The 16,532-nt window shown below is 49.3% G+C and carries 17 protein-coding genes; 5 read left to right on the forward strand and 12 right to left on the reverse strand.

Annotated elements, in window-relative coordinates; translation table 11 throughout:
* Window positions 1-239 precede the first annotated feature (239 nt).
* From AC9UEP_RS02050 to eno, 4 genes are read left to right on the forward strand one after another with little or no spacing between them, the layout of a single operon-like run.
* Window positions 240-1,163, forward strand: a complete 924-nt coding sequence (locus AC9UEP_RS02050) for a U32 family peptidase (protein WP_509543570.1) — start codon at window positions 240-242, stop codon at window positions 1,161-1,163.
* A gap of 3 nt (window positions 1,164-1,166) precedes the next feature.
* Window positions 1,167-1,862 (forward strand): SDR family oxidoreductase, encoded by a 696-nt coding sequence (locus tag AC9UEP_RS02055; protein ID WP_509543571.1) that lies wholly within the window; start codon window positions 1,167-1,169, stop codon window positions 1,860-1,862.
* Between the two features lie 3 nt (window positions 1,863-1,865).
* Complete coding sequence (locus tag AC9UEP_RS02060) at window positions 1,866-2,861, forward strand: phosphotransferase (RefSeq protein ID WP_509543573.1); 996 nt, start codon at window positions 1,866-1,868, stop codon at window positions 2,859-2,861.
* A complete protein-coding gene (eno, locus tag AC9UEP_RS02065) occupies window positions 2,858-4,126 on the forward strand; it encodes a phosphopyruvate hydratase (protein ID WP_509543575.1) in 1,269 nt (422 codons plus the stop codon). The genes AC9UEP_RS02060 and eno overlap by 4 nt, the downstream gene beginning before the upstream one ends.
* Before the next feature lie 28 nt (window positions 4,127-4,154).
* Here eno and AC9UEP_RS02070 read toward each other — a convergent pair whose 3' ends face one another.
* The 6 genes from AC9UEP_RS02070 to AC9UEP_RS02095 all read right to left on the reverse strand — a co-directional run bounded on the left by AC9UEP_RS02070 (window position 4,155) and on the right by AC9UEP_RS02095 (window position 11,427).
* Complete coding sequence (locus AC9UEP_RS02070) at window positions 4,155-5,882, reverse strand: IlvD/Edd family dehydratase (RefSeq protein ID WP_509543576.1); 1,728 nt, start codon at window positions 5,880-5,882, stop codon at window positions 4,155-4,157.
* Window positions 5,883-6,068: 186 nt separating this feature from the next.
* Window positions 6,069-6,713, reverse strand: a complete 645-nt coding sequence (locus AC9UEP_RS02075; RefSeq protein WP_509543578.1) for a peptidylprolyl isomerase — start codon at window positions 6,711-6,713, stop codon at window positions 6,069-6,071.
* Between the two features lie 11 nt (window positions 6,714-6,724).
* Window positions 6,725-8,275 carry a glutamine-hydrolyzing GMP synthase gene (gene guaA / locus AC9UEP_RS02080; protein WP_509543580.1) on the reverse strand — a complete coding sequence of 517 codons (1,551 nt, stop codon included), beginning with the start codon at window positions 8,273-8,275 and terminating at the stop codon, window positions 6,725-6,727.
* Window positions 8,265-9,377, reverse strand: coding sequence for a GuaB3 family IMP dehydrogenase-related protein (locus AC9UEP_RS02085; protein WP_509543582.1), 1,113 nt, complete (start codon window positions 9,375-9,377; stop codon window positions 8,265-8,267). The genes guaA and AC9UEP_RS02085 overlap by 11 nt, the downstream gene beginning before the upstream one ends.
* Before the next feature lie 2 nt (window positions 9,378-9,379).
* Entirely contained in the window at window positions 9,380-10,495 is a 1,116-nt protein-coding gene (guaB, locus tag AC9UEP_RS02090) for an IMP dehydrogenase (protein ID WP_509543584.1), read from the reverse strand.
* Window positions 10,496-10,539: 44 nt separating this feature from the next.
* Window positions 10,540-11,427, reverse strand: coding sequence for a MerR family transcriptional regulator (locus AC9UEP_RS02095; RefSeq protein WP_509543586.1), 888 nt, complete (start codon window positions 11,425-11,427; stop codon window positions 10,540-10,542).
* 144 nt (window positions 11,428-11,571) lie between these two features.
* Here AC9UEP_RS02095 and AC9UEP_RS02100 point away from each other — a divergent pair, with 144 nt between their 5' ends.
* Window positions 11,572-11,874, forward strand: a complete 303-nt coding sequence (locus AC9UEP_RS02100) for a WhiB family transcriptional regulator (protein ID WP_422688240.1) — start codon at window positions 11,572-11,574, stop codon at window positions 11,872-11,874.
* Window positions 11,875-11,954: 80 nt separating this feature from the next.
* Here the strand turns inward: AC9UEP_RS02100 and groL are convergent, their stop codons facing one another.
* The 6 genes from groL to tsaE all read right to left on the reverse strand — a co-directional run bounded on the left by groL (window position 11,955) and on the right by tsaE (window position 16,479).
* The gene (gene groL, locus AC9UEP_RS02105; RefSeq protein ID WP_509543588.1) at window positions 11,955-13,589 is read right to left on the reverse strand and encodes a chaperonin GroEL; all 1,635 of its coding nucleotides are present in this window, start codon (window positions 13,587-13,589) and stop codon (window positions 11,955-11,957) included.
* 3 nt (window positions 13,590-13,592) lie between these two features.
* Window positions 13,593-13,886: a co-chaperone GroES gene (gene groES / locus AC9UEP_RS02110; RefSeq protein WP_095675183.1), complete on the reverse strand. Its 294-nt coding sequence runs from the start codon at window positions 13,884-13,886 to the stop codon at window positions 13,593-13,595.
* A 148-nt stretch (window positions 13,887-14,034) separates the two neighbouring features.
* Complete coding sequence (gene tsaD, locus AC9UEP_RS02115) at window positions 14,035-15,063, reverse strand: tRNA (adenosine(37)-N6)-threonylcarbamoyltransferase complex transferase subunit TsaD (protein ID WP_509543651.1); 1,029 nt, start codon at window positions 15,061-15,063, stop codon at window positions 14,035-14,037.
* Window positions 15,063-15,515, reverse strand: a complete 453-nt coding sequence (gene rimI, locus AC9UEP_RS02120; protein WP_509543590.1) for a ribosomal protein S18-alanine N-acetyltransferase — start codon at window positions 15,513-15,515, stop codon at window positions 15,063-15,065. The genes tsaD and rimI overlap by 1 nt, the downstream gene beginning before the upstream one ends.
* On the reverse strand, window positions 15,512-16,045 hold the full coding sequence (tsaB, locus tag AC9UEP_RS02125; protein WP_509543592.1) for a tRNA (adenosine(37)-N6)-threonylcarbamoyltransferase complex dimerization subunit type 1 TsaB: 534 nt from the start codon (window positions 16,043-16,045) through the stop codon (window positions 15,512-15,514). Before tsaB ends, rimI begins: the two co-directional genes overlap by 4 nt.
* Entirely contained in the window at window positions 16,042-16,479 is a 438-nt protein-coding gene (gene tsaE, locus AC9UEP_RS02130; protein WP_509543594.1) for a tRNA (adenosine(37)-N6)-threonylcarbamoyltransferase complex ATPase subunit type 1 TsaE, read from the reverse strand. The genes tsaB and tsaE overlap by 4 nt, the downstream gene beginning before the upstream one ends.
* Window positions 16,480-16,532 lie beyond the last annotated feature (53 nt).

Genomic DNA, 16,532 nt, shown 5'->3' on the forward strand with positions numbered 1-16,532 from the left:
GAAGCAGATTTTTTCAATTCGATCTGTGTACGCCAGAGATAGATCTAGAAAATCACAACCGCACATAATGGCCAAGTAGATGCCGTGCCACAGTCCGGTATGACCTTTATCTGCAAGCCCGGTGTCAAAGGGGTTGTGACCAACCTCTTCCCTATGTAAGTCCAGGAGTGGTTACACTTACGCTTAACTTTTATTCACTGCGGAAATAGATTTTCGCCTCTAAAGATTGGGCTACACCTATGGCTAACTGGCCTTCAACTCGAGATCCAAAAGGACCGATGAAGAAGTCAATTTCACTTCTTAAGAACCAAGGTGTGCAGAGCCAAGATGCAGATGCAATTCCCGAATCTGCAAAGCGATTTAAAGATGGTAGTCGTTGGAAAATTGAGATTCCATCTGTGGAAGGTCCAGCAGCCTTCAAGGTTGTTCTTGAAGAAGCAAAGAAACGTAAACTAAAGATTGATCGCATCTCCCAAGGTTCAGGCATCATGATGCAAACTGACGATGAAATCGCGGAGATGGTGGCAATAGGCAAGAAAGAAAAGATTGAGGTCTGTCTCTTTGTTGGCCCGCGCGCTGCATGGGATATCGGCAAGCAACCTGTCTCATCCGCTGGCGGAGTAGCCGCGCCTACTCTTCGTGGTGCTGATCAACTTCGTTATGCAGTTGAAGATGTGCTCCATGGTGCAAGTCTTGGACTTCGCTCCGTTCTTGTTGGAGATCTAGGACTACTTGCCGTTCTCGGTGAAGCGAAGAAGAAGGGCGATTTGCCGAAAGATTTCATTTTTAAGACCTCGGTTGCGCTGCCTTGCACTAATCCTGCCACCGCAAAGATTTTAGAAGAGTTAGGTGCATCAACTCTTAATCTTGCAACAGATCTCTCACTGCAACAGATTGCTGCAATTCGTGCCCAGGTAGATGTTCCACTCGATGTTTACGTTGAGGGTCCCGATGATTTCGGTGGGGCTGTTCGTCACTATGAAGTTCCAGACTTAGTACGAGTTGCCGCCCCTGTTTATCTGAAATTTACGGTGCGCAACTCTCCTGGTCTCTATCCAGCTGGCGGCCATATCCAAGGTCTCGTTGAATCAACAGCGCGCGAACGTGTGCGTAGAGCATCAATTGGTCACTCCATGCTTACGCGCTATGACTACAAGGGTTAATTTGTGGCAACAAATAACGTTCTAATCTTTGGTGCAACAGGTGCCCTAGGTGGGGCTATCCATGCCCGATTTGTAAAAGCCGATTGGAACGTTTACTGCGCGGTGCGTTCACCATCAACACTTGCCCACTCTTTTCTCTTGCCAATAACCAAGGATCATCTTCCGGCTGAGATTGCAGATGTTGAATTCGATGCCGTTATTTTTGCGCAAGGAACGAACACAAATGACAGTGTGATAAGCGGTCAGACTCAAGAGCTGCTACGTGTATTCGAAGGTAACGTGGTCGCAATCACCGAGGCAACTGCTGGGTTGATGCACCACGATAAAATCAAACAAGGTGCGCGAATGGTCATCTTAAGTTCGCTGTGGGAGTTATCTACTCGCCAAGATAAAATGTCTTACACGGTCTCTAAAGCCGCGGTCGGCGGACTAGTAAGGTCAATGGCGGTAGATCTTGGTCGTGCAAAAGGAATTCTTGTTAACGGAATTCTCCCCGGAATCGTAAAAACACCAATGGCGGAGAAATTGCTTACAGCTGCACAGATAGCGAATGTGGAAAATGCAACCCCAGGTGGAAGGTTGGTTACCCCGGAAGACGTTGGAAATAGCGCTTACTTATTAGCCAGCGAATCAAATACAGCGATTTCAGGACAAAGCATCTTCGTTGATAATGCATTCTCAGTTTCGAGAGTTATCTAAGTAATGAGTGTTGAACTTCTCACTGAAGATACGGTAGTTGCATATCTTCAAGCTAGAGGGGTCATTTCTGACACTGAAAAAGCGACAGTTGAAATCCTGACTGGTGGAGTTTCCAATATAGTTCTTGCTGTTCAGACTTCATCGAAAGACTTGGTTTTAAAGCAGGCTTTAGCAGAGTTAAAGGTGGCAACAAAATGGGAGGCAGATCAACGCCGGGCCATCGTTGAAGCCCATGCGATAGAAACTTTTCACGCACTCTCCCCACAACAAGTGCCAGCACTTGTTGATTACGATCCTGATCTATTTACCCTCGTTCTTGAACGAGTTCCACATTCTGCAACGGTCTGGAAGTCGGATTTACTTGAAGGGGTTATCTATCCAGAGATAGGGGCAAAACTTGGCCACACGCTAGCTACGTGGCATAACTTTGGACGTAACTCCGAAGAATCAAGAAAGAAATTCTCGGAAGATTTACTCTTTGAACAACTTCGCATTACTCCCTTCTATGGCACTGTTGCTGGAAAGAATCCGTCCTTATCTCCAAGAATTATGAGCTTGGTCAAGGAGTTAAAGAGTGAAAAAACGACGCTAGTTCATGGCGACTTTTCACCGAAGAACATCATGATCGGTGAAGCACAAGATGTATACATTCTAGATTTTGAAGTGACGCATACTGGTAATCCAGTATTTGATTTAGCATTTCTAACTGCCCACTTACTCTGTAAATTTTATCGAGAGCAAGATTCTCATAACCGAGGACTCCTTCGTCAAACAGCGCAGGATTTCCTTAAGGCATACGATGCTGAGAGCGAGATTACACACGCACCATCTCTTGCTTGGCACACCGCGCTCATCGCACTTGCCCGGGTTGAAGGAACTTCACTAGTAAATTATTTAGATGAATCAGCTCAAATCGGGCTGGCCAAGCTATGCAAGGGTGCGCTCTCTGAGACAGCTCCCATGAATTTATTAGAACTGTTCAACGGGGAATCTCAATGAAGATCACAAAAGTTCAGGCATTCCAAGTCCTTGATTCCCGGGGTCGCCCAACAGTTGCTGCAGCGATCACCCTTGCTGACTCCTCTGTTCATACCGCTCGAGTTCCATCAGGTGCCTCGACAGGTGCTCATGAAGCACTTGAATTACGAGATGCCGGCACTTCTCTTGCCGAGAAGTTCTACGGTGGCAAATCGGTATTTACTGCAGTTGCAAATATAAATACAAAAATCGCACCAGCACTTATCGGTAAAGAAGTTGCCCTCCACACAGTTGATAATGAAATAAAGGAAATTGATCCCAGTGAAAGCCGTAAGGAGCTAGGAGCAAACGCCACGCTGGCAGTCTCGCTTGCTGGCGCAAAGGCGGAAGCGCATAGTAAGAACCAATCACTGGCCCGTTTTTTCACGCCCACAGGCAATCTCTTACTTCCGATGCCGATGGTCAATATTCTCTCAGGTGGAGCTCATGCAAACCGCACATTGGATATTCAAGATGTACTTGTACTTCCACATGGTGCTAACTCTTTCTCAGAGGCGCTTTCATGGATTGTTGCAATCCGAGAGCTTGCTGCGGTTCGAGGCCAGGAGAAAGGCCTAGTTACTCACCTAGTTGCAGACGAAGGTGGCCTTGGAATTCCATTCAATACTATAGAAGATGCATGCTCTTTTGTGGTCTCATGCATTGAGCAGATTGGCCTAAATCCCGGTGTTGATGTCTCACTTGCGCTTGATATCGCCTCCACACAATTCTTTGAAAATGGTCAGTACCAACTTCATAATGCAAAGCAGAGTTACACATCGGCAGAATTTGTAGATTTCATCACCAATCTTGTGAAGAATCAACCCATCATCTCTATTGAAGATCCTTTCGCTGAAGATGACTGGCATGCGTGGAGTGAGTTTGCCTCTGGTGCGCCAAAAAAATTGCAAATACTCGGTGATGATTTGTTTACCACAAGCCAATCACGACTTGAACGTGGGATTGTGGAGAAGAGTGCAAATGCAATTCTCATCAAACCAAATCAAAATGGGCTTGTCTCTGACACTCTTCACGTTCTGGAAAGTGCTCACAAGGCCGGCTTTAAGACTGTTGTTTCAGCTCGCTCTGGTGAAACTGAAGATAGTTGGCTCGCAGATTTAGCGACAGGATGGAGAGCTCAGCAAATTAAAGTTGGCTCAACCCATGGCTCAGAACGCACCGCAAAATGGAACCGCTTACTTGAGTTAGAAGCTACAGAAGAGACGAGCTTCGCCCAACCATTTTAATTAATGTGATTTAGTTGATGCTATTTAGTTAGTGTGAGTGGCGCGGAATTCCCGATCCACTTCCACCTACCAGGAAGTCAAAATCTGCACCTAAATGTGCCTGCTGAAAATGTTGCACATAGAGCCGTGACCAACCGCGATCAGGAAGCGGATTTGGATTACTCCACTTAGCACGACGTTGCGCCAGCACTTCTTCGCTCACATGTAGCGTAAGTGATCGATTCGCAACATCGAGTTCAATCTCATCGCCATTTTCAACCAGCGCGAGTGGGCCACCTGCGGCACCCTCTGGTGAAACATGAAGTACAACTGTTCCATAGGCAGTTCCGCTCATGCGAGCATCAGAGACGCGCACCATGTCGGTAATGCCCATCTCAAGAATCTTCTTAGGCAATGGCATGTTTCCAACCTCCGGAAAACCTGGATATCCCATTGGGCCAGCGTTACGAAGAACGAGAACAGTATCTGGAGTGACATCTAGATCAGGATCATCTACAACTTCTAAGTACTCTTCAATGCGATAAAAGACCATTGCCACGCCACGATGTTGCAGGAGCGAAGGAGTAGCTGCTGAAATTTTCAGAACAGCCCCATCTGGTGCAAGAGAGCCACGCACTACTACGATGCCCGAGCCCGCTTTCTGGAACGGCTTGGCCATTGGAGTAATGACATCGTCATTCCATGATTTAGCGTTCGCAATATTTTCTGCAACAGTTTTTCCAGAAACAGTCATGTGATCTGTATGGAGCAAGCTTTCAATTTCTTTCATAACCACAGGAAGGCCACCAGCATCAAAGAACTCTTCCATCAAATACTTACCTGATGGCATGAGGTTTACTAAGACTGGAACGTCGCGTGCTAGTCGGTCGAAGTCATCGAGTTCTAGTTTCACACCGATTCGACCTGCGATTGCAAGGAGGTGAACAACAGCGTTTGTTGAGCCACCAATAGCGGCATTTACCCGGATTGCATTTTCAAAAGCTTCTCGGGTGAGGATTTTAGAAAGTCGTTGATCTTCATGGACCATCTGAACAATGCGACGGCCTGCCTCATGTGATGTTGAGTATCTGCGAGCATCCACTGCCGGAATTGCGGCACTTCCTGGCAATTGCACACCGAGGGCCTCAGTGACGCATGCCATCGTGGACGCGGTTCCCATGGTCATACAACTTCCAGCCGAACGAGCTGAGCAGCTCTCCATCGCAAAGAATTCTTCGATTGTCATTTTGCCTGCGCGAAGTTCTTCACTGTATTTCCACACTGCAGTGCCAGAACCAAGCGTCTTTCCTTGATAGCGGCCATTGAGCATTGGTCCGCCGGTAATCATCAAGGTTGGAAGATCCACACTTGCAGCGCCCATAAGTAATCCGGGAGGTGTCTTATCGCAACCTGCAAGAAGCACAACACCATCTAAAGGATTGGCACGAATTAATTCTTCGGCCTCCATGGCAAGCAAATTGCGATACAACATTGTTGTTGGGCGCATGATTGGTTCACCCAATGACATGGCCGGAAATTCAAGTGGGAAACCACCAGATTCCCAGACTCCGCGCTTTACGGCTTCTGCGACTCGGTTGAGGTGGCCATTGCAAGGATTGAGTTCAGACCAAGTGGAAGCAATACCAATTACAGGTTTATTGATGAAGACATCTGGGGCGTAGCCTTGATTGCGTAAACGTTCGCGATAAATGAATCCATGCTTGTCCTTGAGCGCAAACCAGTTTTCACTTCTACGAGCAAATACTTCTTCGGACACAATTGCCTCCTGATATTGAATTCTCCAACTAGCGTGACTAGCTACCTGTCTACCTTAATGTCATGATTCTAATAGCAAATGCATCCCTGAAGATAGGTCGCTCTACTTGCTCACTTTTGTTATGAGATTCAGGCCATTATTTATGACAAATGAAGGAAAGTTCTACTCAAAGTTTGCGACTTTATGTTACTTAACAACAACTGATTCGATAGCAACCTTTATCTTTGGCGCTCCGATTCCACTTGGATCATTAACCCCTTTGGATGCGATGTATTTCAAGACATCAAGCCCCTTTGTAATCTTTCCCCAGATTGAATAGGAAGGCCCGAGTGCAGGTGAATCTCCAAAGACTAGGAAGAATTGGCTGCCATTTGTATTTGTATTGGGACCAGAGTTGGCCATTGCAACGGTGCCGGCTGGATATGCCAGCGACTCACCTATTGGCAAATTCTCATCGTTGAAAGTGAAACCTGGACCACCAGCACCTTTCGCAGTTGGATCGCCACATTGCAACATTTCAAAGCCAGAAATTGCCTCGCGGTGACAGAGAGACTTGTTGTAGTAACCAGCTTTAGCAAGTGCGGTAATTTGGGTAACAGTAAATGGTGCATTTGCATCTAGTGCTATTACTACATCTCCGCAGTTTGTTTTAAGTGTCATTGACTTGGGAAGAGGCTTAGCAGGCTTCTGTGGCGGAACTGTCTTTAAGGGCGTGTGCGCTTTGGCTGTTGTTGGTTTGCAGACTATTGGTGCCGCACTTGCCTGTGGCACGGAAATGAGTGCACCAGCTAGAACCAATACAGATACGGCAATCGCGCTTACTTTTTTCATTCTAGTTCTTCCTATTCCCACTCAATAGTGCCGGGTGGCTTACTCGTAACATCTAGGACTACCCGATTTACCTCACGAACCTCATTGGTAATGCGGGTAGAAATTTTCTCGAGCACATCATAGGGAACTCGCGACCAATCGGCTGTCATTGCATCTTCACTTGAAACTGGACGCAGCACGATGGGATGACCATAGGTGCGCCCATCGCCTTGCACGCCAACGCTTCGAACATCGGCGAGAAGAACTACTGGGCACTGCCAAATTTCGCGATCAAGACCAGCAGCTTTTAGCTCTTGGCGAGCGATGAGATCTGCCTCGCGCAAGATATCTAACCGCTCTTGTGTCACTTCACCAATAATGCGAATGCCAAGACCTGGCCCTGGAAATGGTTGGCGCCAAATAATCTCTTCCGGTAATCCGAGTTCCAGACCCACCTGACGGACTTCATCTTTAAAGAGAGTGCGCAGCGGTTCAATTAAGGCGAACTTTAAATCATCGGGCAGGCCGCCCACATTATGGTGAGATTTAATATTGGCAGTTCCTGTGCCGCCCCCTGATTCCACAACATCCGGATACAAGGTGCCTTGCACTAGGAATTCAACATCACCGCCAGCTGCAATATCGCGAGCTGCTGATTCAAATGAGCGAATGAATTCGCGGCCAATAATCTTTCGTTTTGTCTCTGGGTCAATCACGCCAGCCAGGGCGGAAAGGAATTGCTCTCGCGCATCAACTACAACAAGTTCGATTCCAGTTGCCGCAACAAAATCGCGTTGGACTTGTTCAGACTCCCCGCTGCGTAGTAAACCGTGATCGACAAAGACACAGGTGAGTTGATTTCCCACCGCCTTCTGCACAATTGCCGCTGCAACGGCAGAGTCAACTCCGCCAGAGAGGCCGCAAATTACTCGCTTGCCGCCAATTGCAGCTTTCGCTTTGGCAACTTCTTCTTCGGCAATGTTCGCAGTTGTCCATGATGGAATGCACCCGGCGATGTTAATGAGCCAATTCTGCAAGATTGCCTGGCCATGTTCTGAGTGCAGAACTTCTGGGTGAAATTGCACACCAGCTAATTTTCCAGTTGCATCCTCAAATGCCGCAATTGGGGTATCGGCAGTTGCTGCTGAAATACTAAAGCCACAAGGTACTTCAGAGACAGCATCGCCATGTGACATCCATACTGATTGTGATGCTGGAAGTCCGGCAAAAATCTTTGAGCCAGTCTTCACATCAAGTGGAGTGCGACCAAACTCTGATTTACCGGTTTGCGCAACCACGCCGGCAAGAGCTGCGGCCATTGTTTGAAATCCGTAACAGATTCCGAATACGGGAATACCGAGTGCAAATATTGCTGAATCAACTTTTGGTGCGTAATCTGCATAGACTGAAGCTGGGCCACCCGAGAGAATGATTGCCTCTGGGTTCTTGGCACTTACTTCAGCTGCCGTAATAGATGATGGAACTATCTCGGAATACACCTTCGCTTCTCGCACGCGACGGGCGATCAGCTGTGCATACTGCGCGCCGAAATCGACGACAAGTACTCCGTGCTTATCGGCCATGCTGCATAACGATTTCTACGCGCTGGAATGACTTCACATCTGAGTATCCGCAGGTGGCCATCGCACGACGTAGTGCACCAAATAAATTCATCGAACCATCGGATGCATGTGATGGCCCATTCAAAATTTCTTCCAGTGTTCCCACCGTTCCAACATTCATGCGCTGACCACGAGGAACCTCAGGATGGTATGCCTCAGCACCCCAGTGCCAACCAAGACCTGGAGATTCAACAGCTTTTGCAAGTGCTGCGCCCATCATGACCGCATCTGCTCCACATGCAATTGCCTTTGCAATGTTTCCAGATTTTCCAACGGCGCCGTCGGCAATGACGTGGACATAACGTCCACCTGATTCATCGAGGTATTCACGACGAGCTGCCGCAACATCGGCAACTGCCGTTGCCATCGGAACTTGAATTCCCAAAACAGTTTGCGTGGTGTGAGCAGCTCCGCCACCGAAACCAACGAGAACTCCAGCAGCTCCGGCACGCATCAGGTGAAGTGCGCCAGTTGTTGTTGCAACCCCACCCACAATAACTGGCACATCTAGTTCATAGATAAATTTCTTCAAGTTCAGTGCTTCATTTTCGGCAGCAACATGCTCTGCTGAAACGGTTGTTCCACGAATCACAAAGATATCTACACCGGCATCGATCACAGCCTTGTGAAGTTGGGCGGTTCGCTGAGGTGAGAGCGATGCCGCAACGGTGACACCAGAATCGCGAATCTGCTTAATACGTTCTTTAATAAGTTCGGGGCGGATAGGTGCGGCATAAATCTCTTGCATACGACGTGTGGCATGTTGATCTGGCATCGATGCGATTTCACCGAGTGGAATACGTGGATCCTCATAACGTGTCCACAAGCCCTCAAGATTAAGCACTCCCAGTCCGCCTAGCTTTCCTATGGCAATCGCAGTCTCTGGTGAGACCACTGAATCCATTGGTGCTGCAATCAAGGGCAGATCGAACTTATAAGCATCTATCTGCCAGGAAGTGGAAACATCTTCCGGGGTGCGAGTACGACGACTTGGCACAATGGCGATATCGTCAAATGAATAGGCGTGACGGGCTCTTTTCCCGGGTGCGATTTCGTAATCCATGGCTATTTCTTCTTGCTGTAGTTGGGGGCATCGGCCACATGCAGAACATCATGTGGGTGGCTCTCTTGTAAGCCAGCTGCAGTAATTTGAATGAGGCGACCTTCACGTCGCAGCGTTTCGATATCAGGAGCACCGGCATAACCCATGCCGCTTCGAAGTCCGCCAACGAGTTGGTGAACAACATCTGCCACTGGGCCGCGATAGGTAACTTTTCCTTCAATACCTTCGGGGACAAGTTTGTCTTCGGAAAGAACATCATCTTGCATATATCGATCTTTTGAATAGGACTTCTGTTCACCGCGTGATTGCATCGCACCGAGTGAGCCCATACCGCGGTATGCCTTATAGGTGCGTCCATCAATTTCTACAAGTTCGCCAGGAGATTCTGCGCACCCAGCAAGTAATGAACCGAGCATCACAGAGTGTGCCCCAGCAACAATTGCTTTAACGATGTCACCTGAATATTGAAGTCCACCATCTGCAATGAGTGGAATGCCAGCCTTGTTGCATGCTTTTGCTGCTTCAATAATCGCAGTCACTTGTGGCACACCCACACCTGCAACAACGCGGGTTGTGCAAATTGATCCGGGACCAACGCCAACTTTGACCGCATCGGCGCCAGCATTGATCAGTGCCTGGGCACCGGCGCGAGTTGCCACATTGCCACCGATGATTTCAATGGTGGAAGAAAACTTCTTTATTCGCGCAATTGCATCGAGTACGGCGCGGTGATGACCGTGAGCTGTGTCTACGACAACAACATCTACCCCCGCTTCAATGAGTGCTTGTGCGCGTGCAAATCCATCATCGCCCACACCAACTGCGGCACCGGCAAGACCAACGTTTTTCACTAACTTCACATGCGTGACTTGCTCATCAATCGGCAAGTTACGGTGAATAATCCCAATTCCGCCAGCTTTAGCCATTGCTATTGCCATCGTGGATTCAGTGACGGTATCCATGGCCGATGAAACTAGTGGCACTGCCAAGGCAATGTTTCGAGTAAGGCGAGTGGATGTGTCTACTTCAGAAGGAACCACATCAGATGCATCAGGTAAGAGCAGGACATCGTCATAAGTCAGCCCGAGCATCGCGACTTTGTCGTTATCGCCGCTCATGCGCCCTCCATACTGTGGTTGAGCGCCCTAGTCTAACTTGAGAATTAAGCGCCGATTGCCTGCTTGATTTCAGAACAGGCGAGCGCTAAATCCTCAGCAAAGGCAACTTCTTGGCATTGATCTCGGTCCCAGCCAGGGCCACCAAGGACAACTCGCGGGGCTGGGCGAACATTCGGGATATTTTTAAAGAAGATGGGATCACCATTTTTTGCTAACTGAGCCCATAGAAATACCGCAGGTGGGGCGCTGCGAGTTACGACCGTAGAAATTGCCGCCAGCGGAGTTCGCGCACCCATCACCTGACATTCAATATTTAATTCAGCCAGCGCGGCGGTAAGTGCATGCAAAGCTAGAGTGTGCAGCTCCTCCCCGACAGATGCCAGCAGCACTGGACGAGGATTGATCGGGCTCTTAATCTCTCTTGAAAAATCACGCAAAACATTTGTCATTGATTCCGAAAGTAAGTGCTCTACTTCAATTCCTTCCCCAGTTTGCGCCCAGATATCGCCAACGATAATTAAGACCGGAACCATTACTTCATGCCAACTATCAATGACCCCGAACTGAGAAATTTCTTGACGCAAGAGCGCCTCGACAAAATTATGATCAAGTGATTGCGCGGCACTCACGATCGCATCCACCACATCAGAGCGCTCGTGAACCGTCTCAACGATCTGCTCCAGGTTGAGACTGCCCTTATGAGATAGGGCTTGTTTGGCGGCCTCTGCCGGACTCACTCCGGCAACAATTAACCGTCGCATCATGATCAGCTTGGCTAGGTCTTGCGGGAGATACTTACGATGCTCACCGGCTTCGTGGCCCGATGGACCAAGGCCATAGCGCCGGGCCCAGGTGCGAAGAGTTGCCGGGGCTACGCCAATCCGGCGAGCCACCGCAGCCACGGTGAGTTTCTCGTCATCCTTGGCAGCCATGGCGCAATCTTGGCGGAAAGTGGCTTAACTCACCACCTGAAAGCGGACATTTTGGCCCTTGAATAAGACACGGAACGATTGCCCCTTGAACAACCTATGAAACGGTTGTATCCTATGGATATCCCAAGGTAAAGGAGAAAAATCATGGCTGAACTATCACGACTTCCTCAACCTATTGCTGAGCAATGGGAATGGCAGTATCAAGGTTCCTGCCGATCGATGGACTCTGAGAAGTTCTTTCATCCTGATGGAGAACGTGGTCCACGTCGGCGTAATCGCGAGAATGCCGCGAAGACTATCTGTGCGTCATGTCCGGTCATCGCCGCCTGCCGCGCCCACGCACTCGCCGTCCAAGAGCCTTATGGAATCTGGGGCGGTCTATCAGAAGATGATCGCAGCGCAATCTTGATACAGCGCGGCATACCAGTTATTTCGCACGCCTCATAATTGTCAAATAATTACTAGATAAATATTAGAAAAGAAAAACCCCCGTACTCAGTACGGGGGTTTTCTTATTAACTTTTTTATTAGTGTCCGTGCCCGCCAGGACCATGAGAATGTCCATGTCCACCAGCTGCTGGCTCTTGATCAGCCGGACGCTCAAATACAACAGCTTCTGTTGTAATAAACATCGCCGCGATAGAGGCAGCATTAGCAAGTGCTGAGCGAGTTACCTTCACTGGGTCGATGACGCCATCTTTTGCAAGATCGCCATAAACATCAGTTGCAGCATTGAAGCCCTCATGTGATTTCAGTGCGCGGACCTTTGCAACTACTACGTAGCCTTCAAGTCCAGCATTTTCAGCAATCCAGCGAAGTGGTTCATCGCAAGCTTTGCGAACGAGTGCCACACCGACTGCCTTATCACCGGTGAAGCCGAGGTTGTCATTGAGGGCATCGGCAGCGTGAACAAGTGCTGCTCCTCCTCCAATAACAATTCCTTCTTCCACAGCTGCGCGAGTTGCAGAGATCGCATCTTCTAAGCGGTGCTTCTTCTCTTTCAGCTCAACTTCAGTGTGTGCTCCGACCTTGATAACACAGACGCCACCAGCGAGTTTTGCAACGCGCTCCTGGAGCTTCTCGCGATCCCAATCAGAATCAGAGGTTGCGATCTCATTGCGAATTTCGCTCACGCGACCAGCAACTAGTGCCTTATCGCCAGCTCCATCAACGATTGTGGTTGCATCCTTGGTAATCACGATGCGACGAGCGCGACCGAGATCTTCCAGAGTTGCTGCCTCTAGCTTCATGCCAATCTCACCTGAGATGACTGTGGCTCCCGTCAAGATTGCGATGTCTTGCAACATTGCCTTGCGACGATCTCCAAAGCCTGGTGCCTTGACGGCTGCTGAAGTAAATACTCCGCGCATGCGGTTTACCACCAGCGTTGAAAGTGCTTCTCCTTCAACATCTTCAGCGATGATAAGAAGCGGCTTTCCTGCCTGTGAAACCTTCTCTAGGAGAGGTAGGAGTTCTGGTAGAGCTGAGATCTTATTTGCAGAGATGAGAACGTAGGCGTCATCTAATACAGATTCCATACGATCTGGGTCTGTGACGAAGTATGGCGAGATGTAACCCTTATCGAATTGCATTCCTTCAGCAAACTCAAGTTCAAGTGCGGTAGTTGATGCTTCTTCCACAGTGATGACGCCATCTTTGCCGACCTTGTCCATTGCTTCTGCAATGAGGTCACCGATTGCGCGATCTTGAGCAGAGATAGTTGCGACGTCAGCAATCTGTGCCTTGTCCTTAACTACTGTTGCATTTTCGCGAAGGCGTGCTGAAACTGCTTCCACAGCTGCTTCGATGCCGAGCTTGAGATCCATAGGTTGGGCACCGGCAGCGAGGTTACGAAGACCTTCCTTGACCATTGCTTGAGCCAGAACTGTGGCAGTAGTTGTTCCATCACCAGCGACATCGTTGGTCTTTGTGGCAACTTCCTTAACGAGCTGTGCGCCCATGTTCTCTACCGGATCTGAAAGTTCAATCTCTTTTGCAATTGTCACACCATCATTAGTGATAGTTGGTGCACCAAATGACTTTGCGATAACTACGTTGCGACCCTTAGGCCCAAGTGTTACCTTGACCGTGTCCGCGAGTTGATTAACTCCACGTTCCATTGCGCGACGAGCATGCTCGTCGAATTGCAACATTTTTCCCATGGATTACTTCTCGATAATCGCGAGAATGTCGCGAGCAGAGAGAACGAGGTACTCCTCGTTGTTGTACTTCACTTCGGTTCCGCCGTACTTGCTATAGAGAACAACGTCGCCAACTTTTACATCCATTGGTACGCGAACGCCATCATCGAAGCGGCCTGGGCCAACTGCAACAACTGTGCCTTCTTGTGGCTTCTCTTTCGCGGTATCTGGAATGACAAGTCCTGATGCAGTAGTTGTCTCGGCTTCATTTGCCTTAACAACAATGCGATCTTCGAGTGGCTTAATGGCAACTGCCATGGTGGTACTCCTTCTTATTCGAGTGTGTGTTTCGAGTCTGAGCTTTGATATTTCCACTATGTCGGGACTTACCTGCCATTAGCAGTGTGGGCCCGAGAGTGCTAACGCCAAGCCTAGGGGCGCTTATTCCACCGGGCAAATCCAAGAACTAGAGGGCCACCTGCTCCACTTTCAGGCTCGAATCGGCATCAAAGGCCCCGTGTGTGGCTGGCCTGCCCGAACTGAGCATCAGGGAGCCCAGCGCCGCCACCATCGCCCCATTATCGGTACAAAGACCAGCGGCAGGGATGCGAAGCTCCACCCCGGCCTTTTCACAGCGATCAACAGCCACGGCGCGAAGACGTGAATTAGCAGCTACCCCACCGGCAATCACCAATGAATTAATCCCCGTCGATTTACAGGCAGCCAGTGCCTTAAGCAGCAAGACATCAACTACCGCCTCTTGAAATGACGCTGCCACATCTGCGCGAACAAATTTTGGTGTGTTCTCCAAATATCTAGCCACTGCAGTTTTAAGTCCGGAGAAAGAAAATTCGTAGGGGCGAGTTTGCCAATCCTGGGAAGTTGTCAAGCCTCTTGGAAAATCAATAGCGACTGATGATCCAGCCTCTGCTTCTCGGTCAATTGCTGGACCACCCGGAAAACCTAACGCCAGTAACCTCGCAATTTTATCGAAGGCCTCTCCTGCTGCATCATCCATAGTTGCACCCAGTTTGGTAATCGAACCGGTGATGTCATCTACTTGCAAAAGTGAAGAGTGGCCACCGCTGACCAGCAACGCAATAGTTGGATCAGTGGGTTTGTCGTGGGTTAAGTAATCAACGGAAACATGAGCTGCCAAATGGTTCACACCATAGAGCGGGCGGCCCAGGCCTTGCGCTAAACCACTTGCTGAGGCAACTCCCACCAGCAGCGCACCAACTAATCCGGGGCCAGCTGTCACAGCAATGGCGTCGATATCTTTAAGTGAAATCTTGGCATCAGTTACTGCGCGTTTGATGCTGGGTAGCATCGCCTCTAAGTGTGCACGAGATGCGATTTCAGGAACTACTCCCCCAAAGCGGGCATGTTCTTCCACACTCGATGCAATGACATTGGCCAATAAGGTGCGACCGCGCACAATTCCAATTGCCGTTTCATCACACGAGGTTTCAATTCCCAGAACTATCGGCTGCATCATGTGAACTCCTTGCGCATGACAAGAGCATCACTGCCAGGACCGTAGTAATTCATACGTACCGAAATCTGCATATATCCAAGTGCCTGATAGAGCTCGATAGCGGCGGCATTGGTATGTTCGACTTCAAGCATCATGGCGCTGGCGCCACGTTCTTCTGACCATTGCTCAATTTGGCGCATAAATTCGCGGGCTATCCCTTGTCTGCGAAATTCAGGAAGTACTGCCACGGTGAGAATATCTGCCTCCACACCTGGTGCTGGCAGAAATACCCCGCAATACCCCACGATGCGGTTATCACTTTCGGCAACCGACATAAATCGGGTGCGAGGAATTCCAGCAAACTCCTCTTTAAATTGCGCAGAGCTCCACGGTGAATATGGAAATAACTCCTTCTCATAACCGACAAGAACTGGAATATCCAATGCGATGGGCTGGCGATAAGTAATCATGGTCGCTCCGCAGTGGGCACAGCATCAGGCCGGCGTAAGTACATGGGCTCAGTAACGTTCTGGCTCGCTGCCAACACAACAAGCTTTTGCATATCAGGATATACATCAATGATGAAATCAGAGACCTCAGCCGGTTTGCTTACCGCTGGACCAGCAACGCGGACGCCATCTTTGTAGGTGGCCCAGTAGATCTCTTTCCGGCGGGCATCGATGGCCACCGTGTACTGATCTTTATCAATTGCAATCGCGTCAAGTGAACAGATTCCAATAACAGGAATCTGGCGGGCGAGAGCAAAGGACTTCGCAAATGCGATCCCCACACGAAGTCCGGTAAATGGCCCCGGACCCATTCCGACAACTACTTGGTGAGGAGGCTTGGCAACCTTCAGCACCTCTGCAACTAACTCTGAAAGTGCGCGCCCATGATCAGTTGCACCTTCATGTGCTTTCTCATAAAGAACAGCACCATCTTCAATAATTCCAACAATTGTCTTTGAGGTAGATGTATCTATTGCAAGTGAGATTGTCATAACTCAACGCCCTGCCAGCGCGCGCCAACCTTATTGATAAGCACTTCACGAACTTCATCGGTGCGATCAATGGAGATTTCAAGGCGCTCATCACTTAATCGTGCAGATTCAGCCCCGCCCCATTCAATGACCGTCACTGCATCTTCACGCGCGGTATCAAGATCCAAATCATCTAAGTAAGCGGCCGCGTTGCCACCTTCAAGTAGTCGGTAAGCATCGACGTGAATAAGTGAGAGTGCAGCTGTGTGGATTCGGGAGATCACAAAGGTGGGCGATGTAACGTCGTTGATGCCGAGTGCTTGCCCGATACCTTGCACTAAAACTGTTTTGCCAGCGCCCAATGGGCCGTTAAGCAGTATGAGATCTCCAGCGCGGCACTGTGCACCGATGCGCACACCTAGTGCATGCATATCTGCAGCAGTCTCGATTCTCACTCGTGAAGGATAGTTGATAGATAAAAGCAAGAAGGGCCCCGGTCTCCCAGGGC

Origin of the sequence: Candidatus Planktophila sp., assembly GCF_040402315.1 — a bacterium.
Taxonomy (GTDB): domain Bacteria; phylum Actinomycetota; class Actinomycetes; order Nanopelagicales; family Nanopelagicaceae; genus Planktophila.

Coding starts and splice junctions, on each gene's coding strand:
- groES (WP_095675183.1), bottom strand. CDS start 13,886: ATGGCAGTTGCCATTAAGCCACTCGAAGATCGCATTGTTGTTAAGGCA.
- AC9UEP_RS02060 (WP_509543573.1), top strand. CDS start 1,866: ATGAGTGTTGAACTTCTCACTGAAGATACGGTAGTTGCATATCTTCAA.
- AC9UEP_RS02100 (WP_422688240.1), top strand. CDS start 11,572: ATGGCTGAACTATCACGACTTCCTCAACCTATTGCTGAGCAATGGGAA.
- groL (WP_509543588.1), bottom strand. CDS start 13,589: ATGGGAAAAATGTTGCAATTCGACGAGCATGCTCGTCGCGCAATGGAA.
- AC9UEP_RS02075 (WP_509543578.1), bottom strand. CDS start 6,713: ATGAAAAAAGTAAGCGCGATTGCCGTATCTGTATTGGTTCTAGCTGGT.
- guaB (WP_509543584.1), bottom strand. CDS start 10,495: ATGAGCGGCGATAACGACAAAGTCGCGATGCTCGGGCTGACTTATGAC.
- AC9UEP_RS02085 (WP_509543582.1), bottom strand. CDS start 9,377: ATGGATTACGAAATCGCACCCGGGAAAAGAGCCCGTCACGCCTATTCA.
- AC9UEP_RS02095 (WP_509543586.1), bottom strand. CDS start 11,427: ATGGCTGCCAAGGATGACGAGAAACTCACCGTGGCTGCGGTGGCTCGC.
- eno (WP_509543575.1), top strand. CDS start 2,858: ATGAAGATCACAAAAGTTCAGGCATTCCAAGTCCTTGATTCCCGGGGT.
- tsaD (WP_509543651.1), bottom strand. CDS start 15,063: ATGCAGCCGATAGTTCTGGGAATTGAAACCTCGTGTGATGAAACGGCA.
- guaA (WP_509543580.1), bottom strand. CDS start 8,275: ATGGCCGATAAGCACGGAGTACTTGTCGTCGATTTCGGCGCGCAGTAT.
- tsaB (WP_509543592.1), bottom strand. CDS start 16,045: ATGACAATCTCACTTGCAATAGATACATCTACCTCAAAGACAATTGTT.
- AC9UEP_RS02050 (WP_509543570.1), top strand. CDS start 240: ATGGCTAACTGGCCTTCAACTCGAGATCCAAAAGGACCGATGAAGAAG.
- rimI (WP_509543590.1), bottom strand. CDS start 15,515: ATGATTACTTATCGCCAGCCCATCGCATTGGATATTCCAGTTCTTGTC.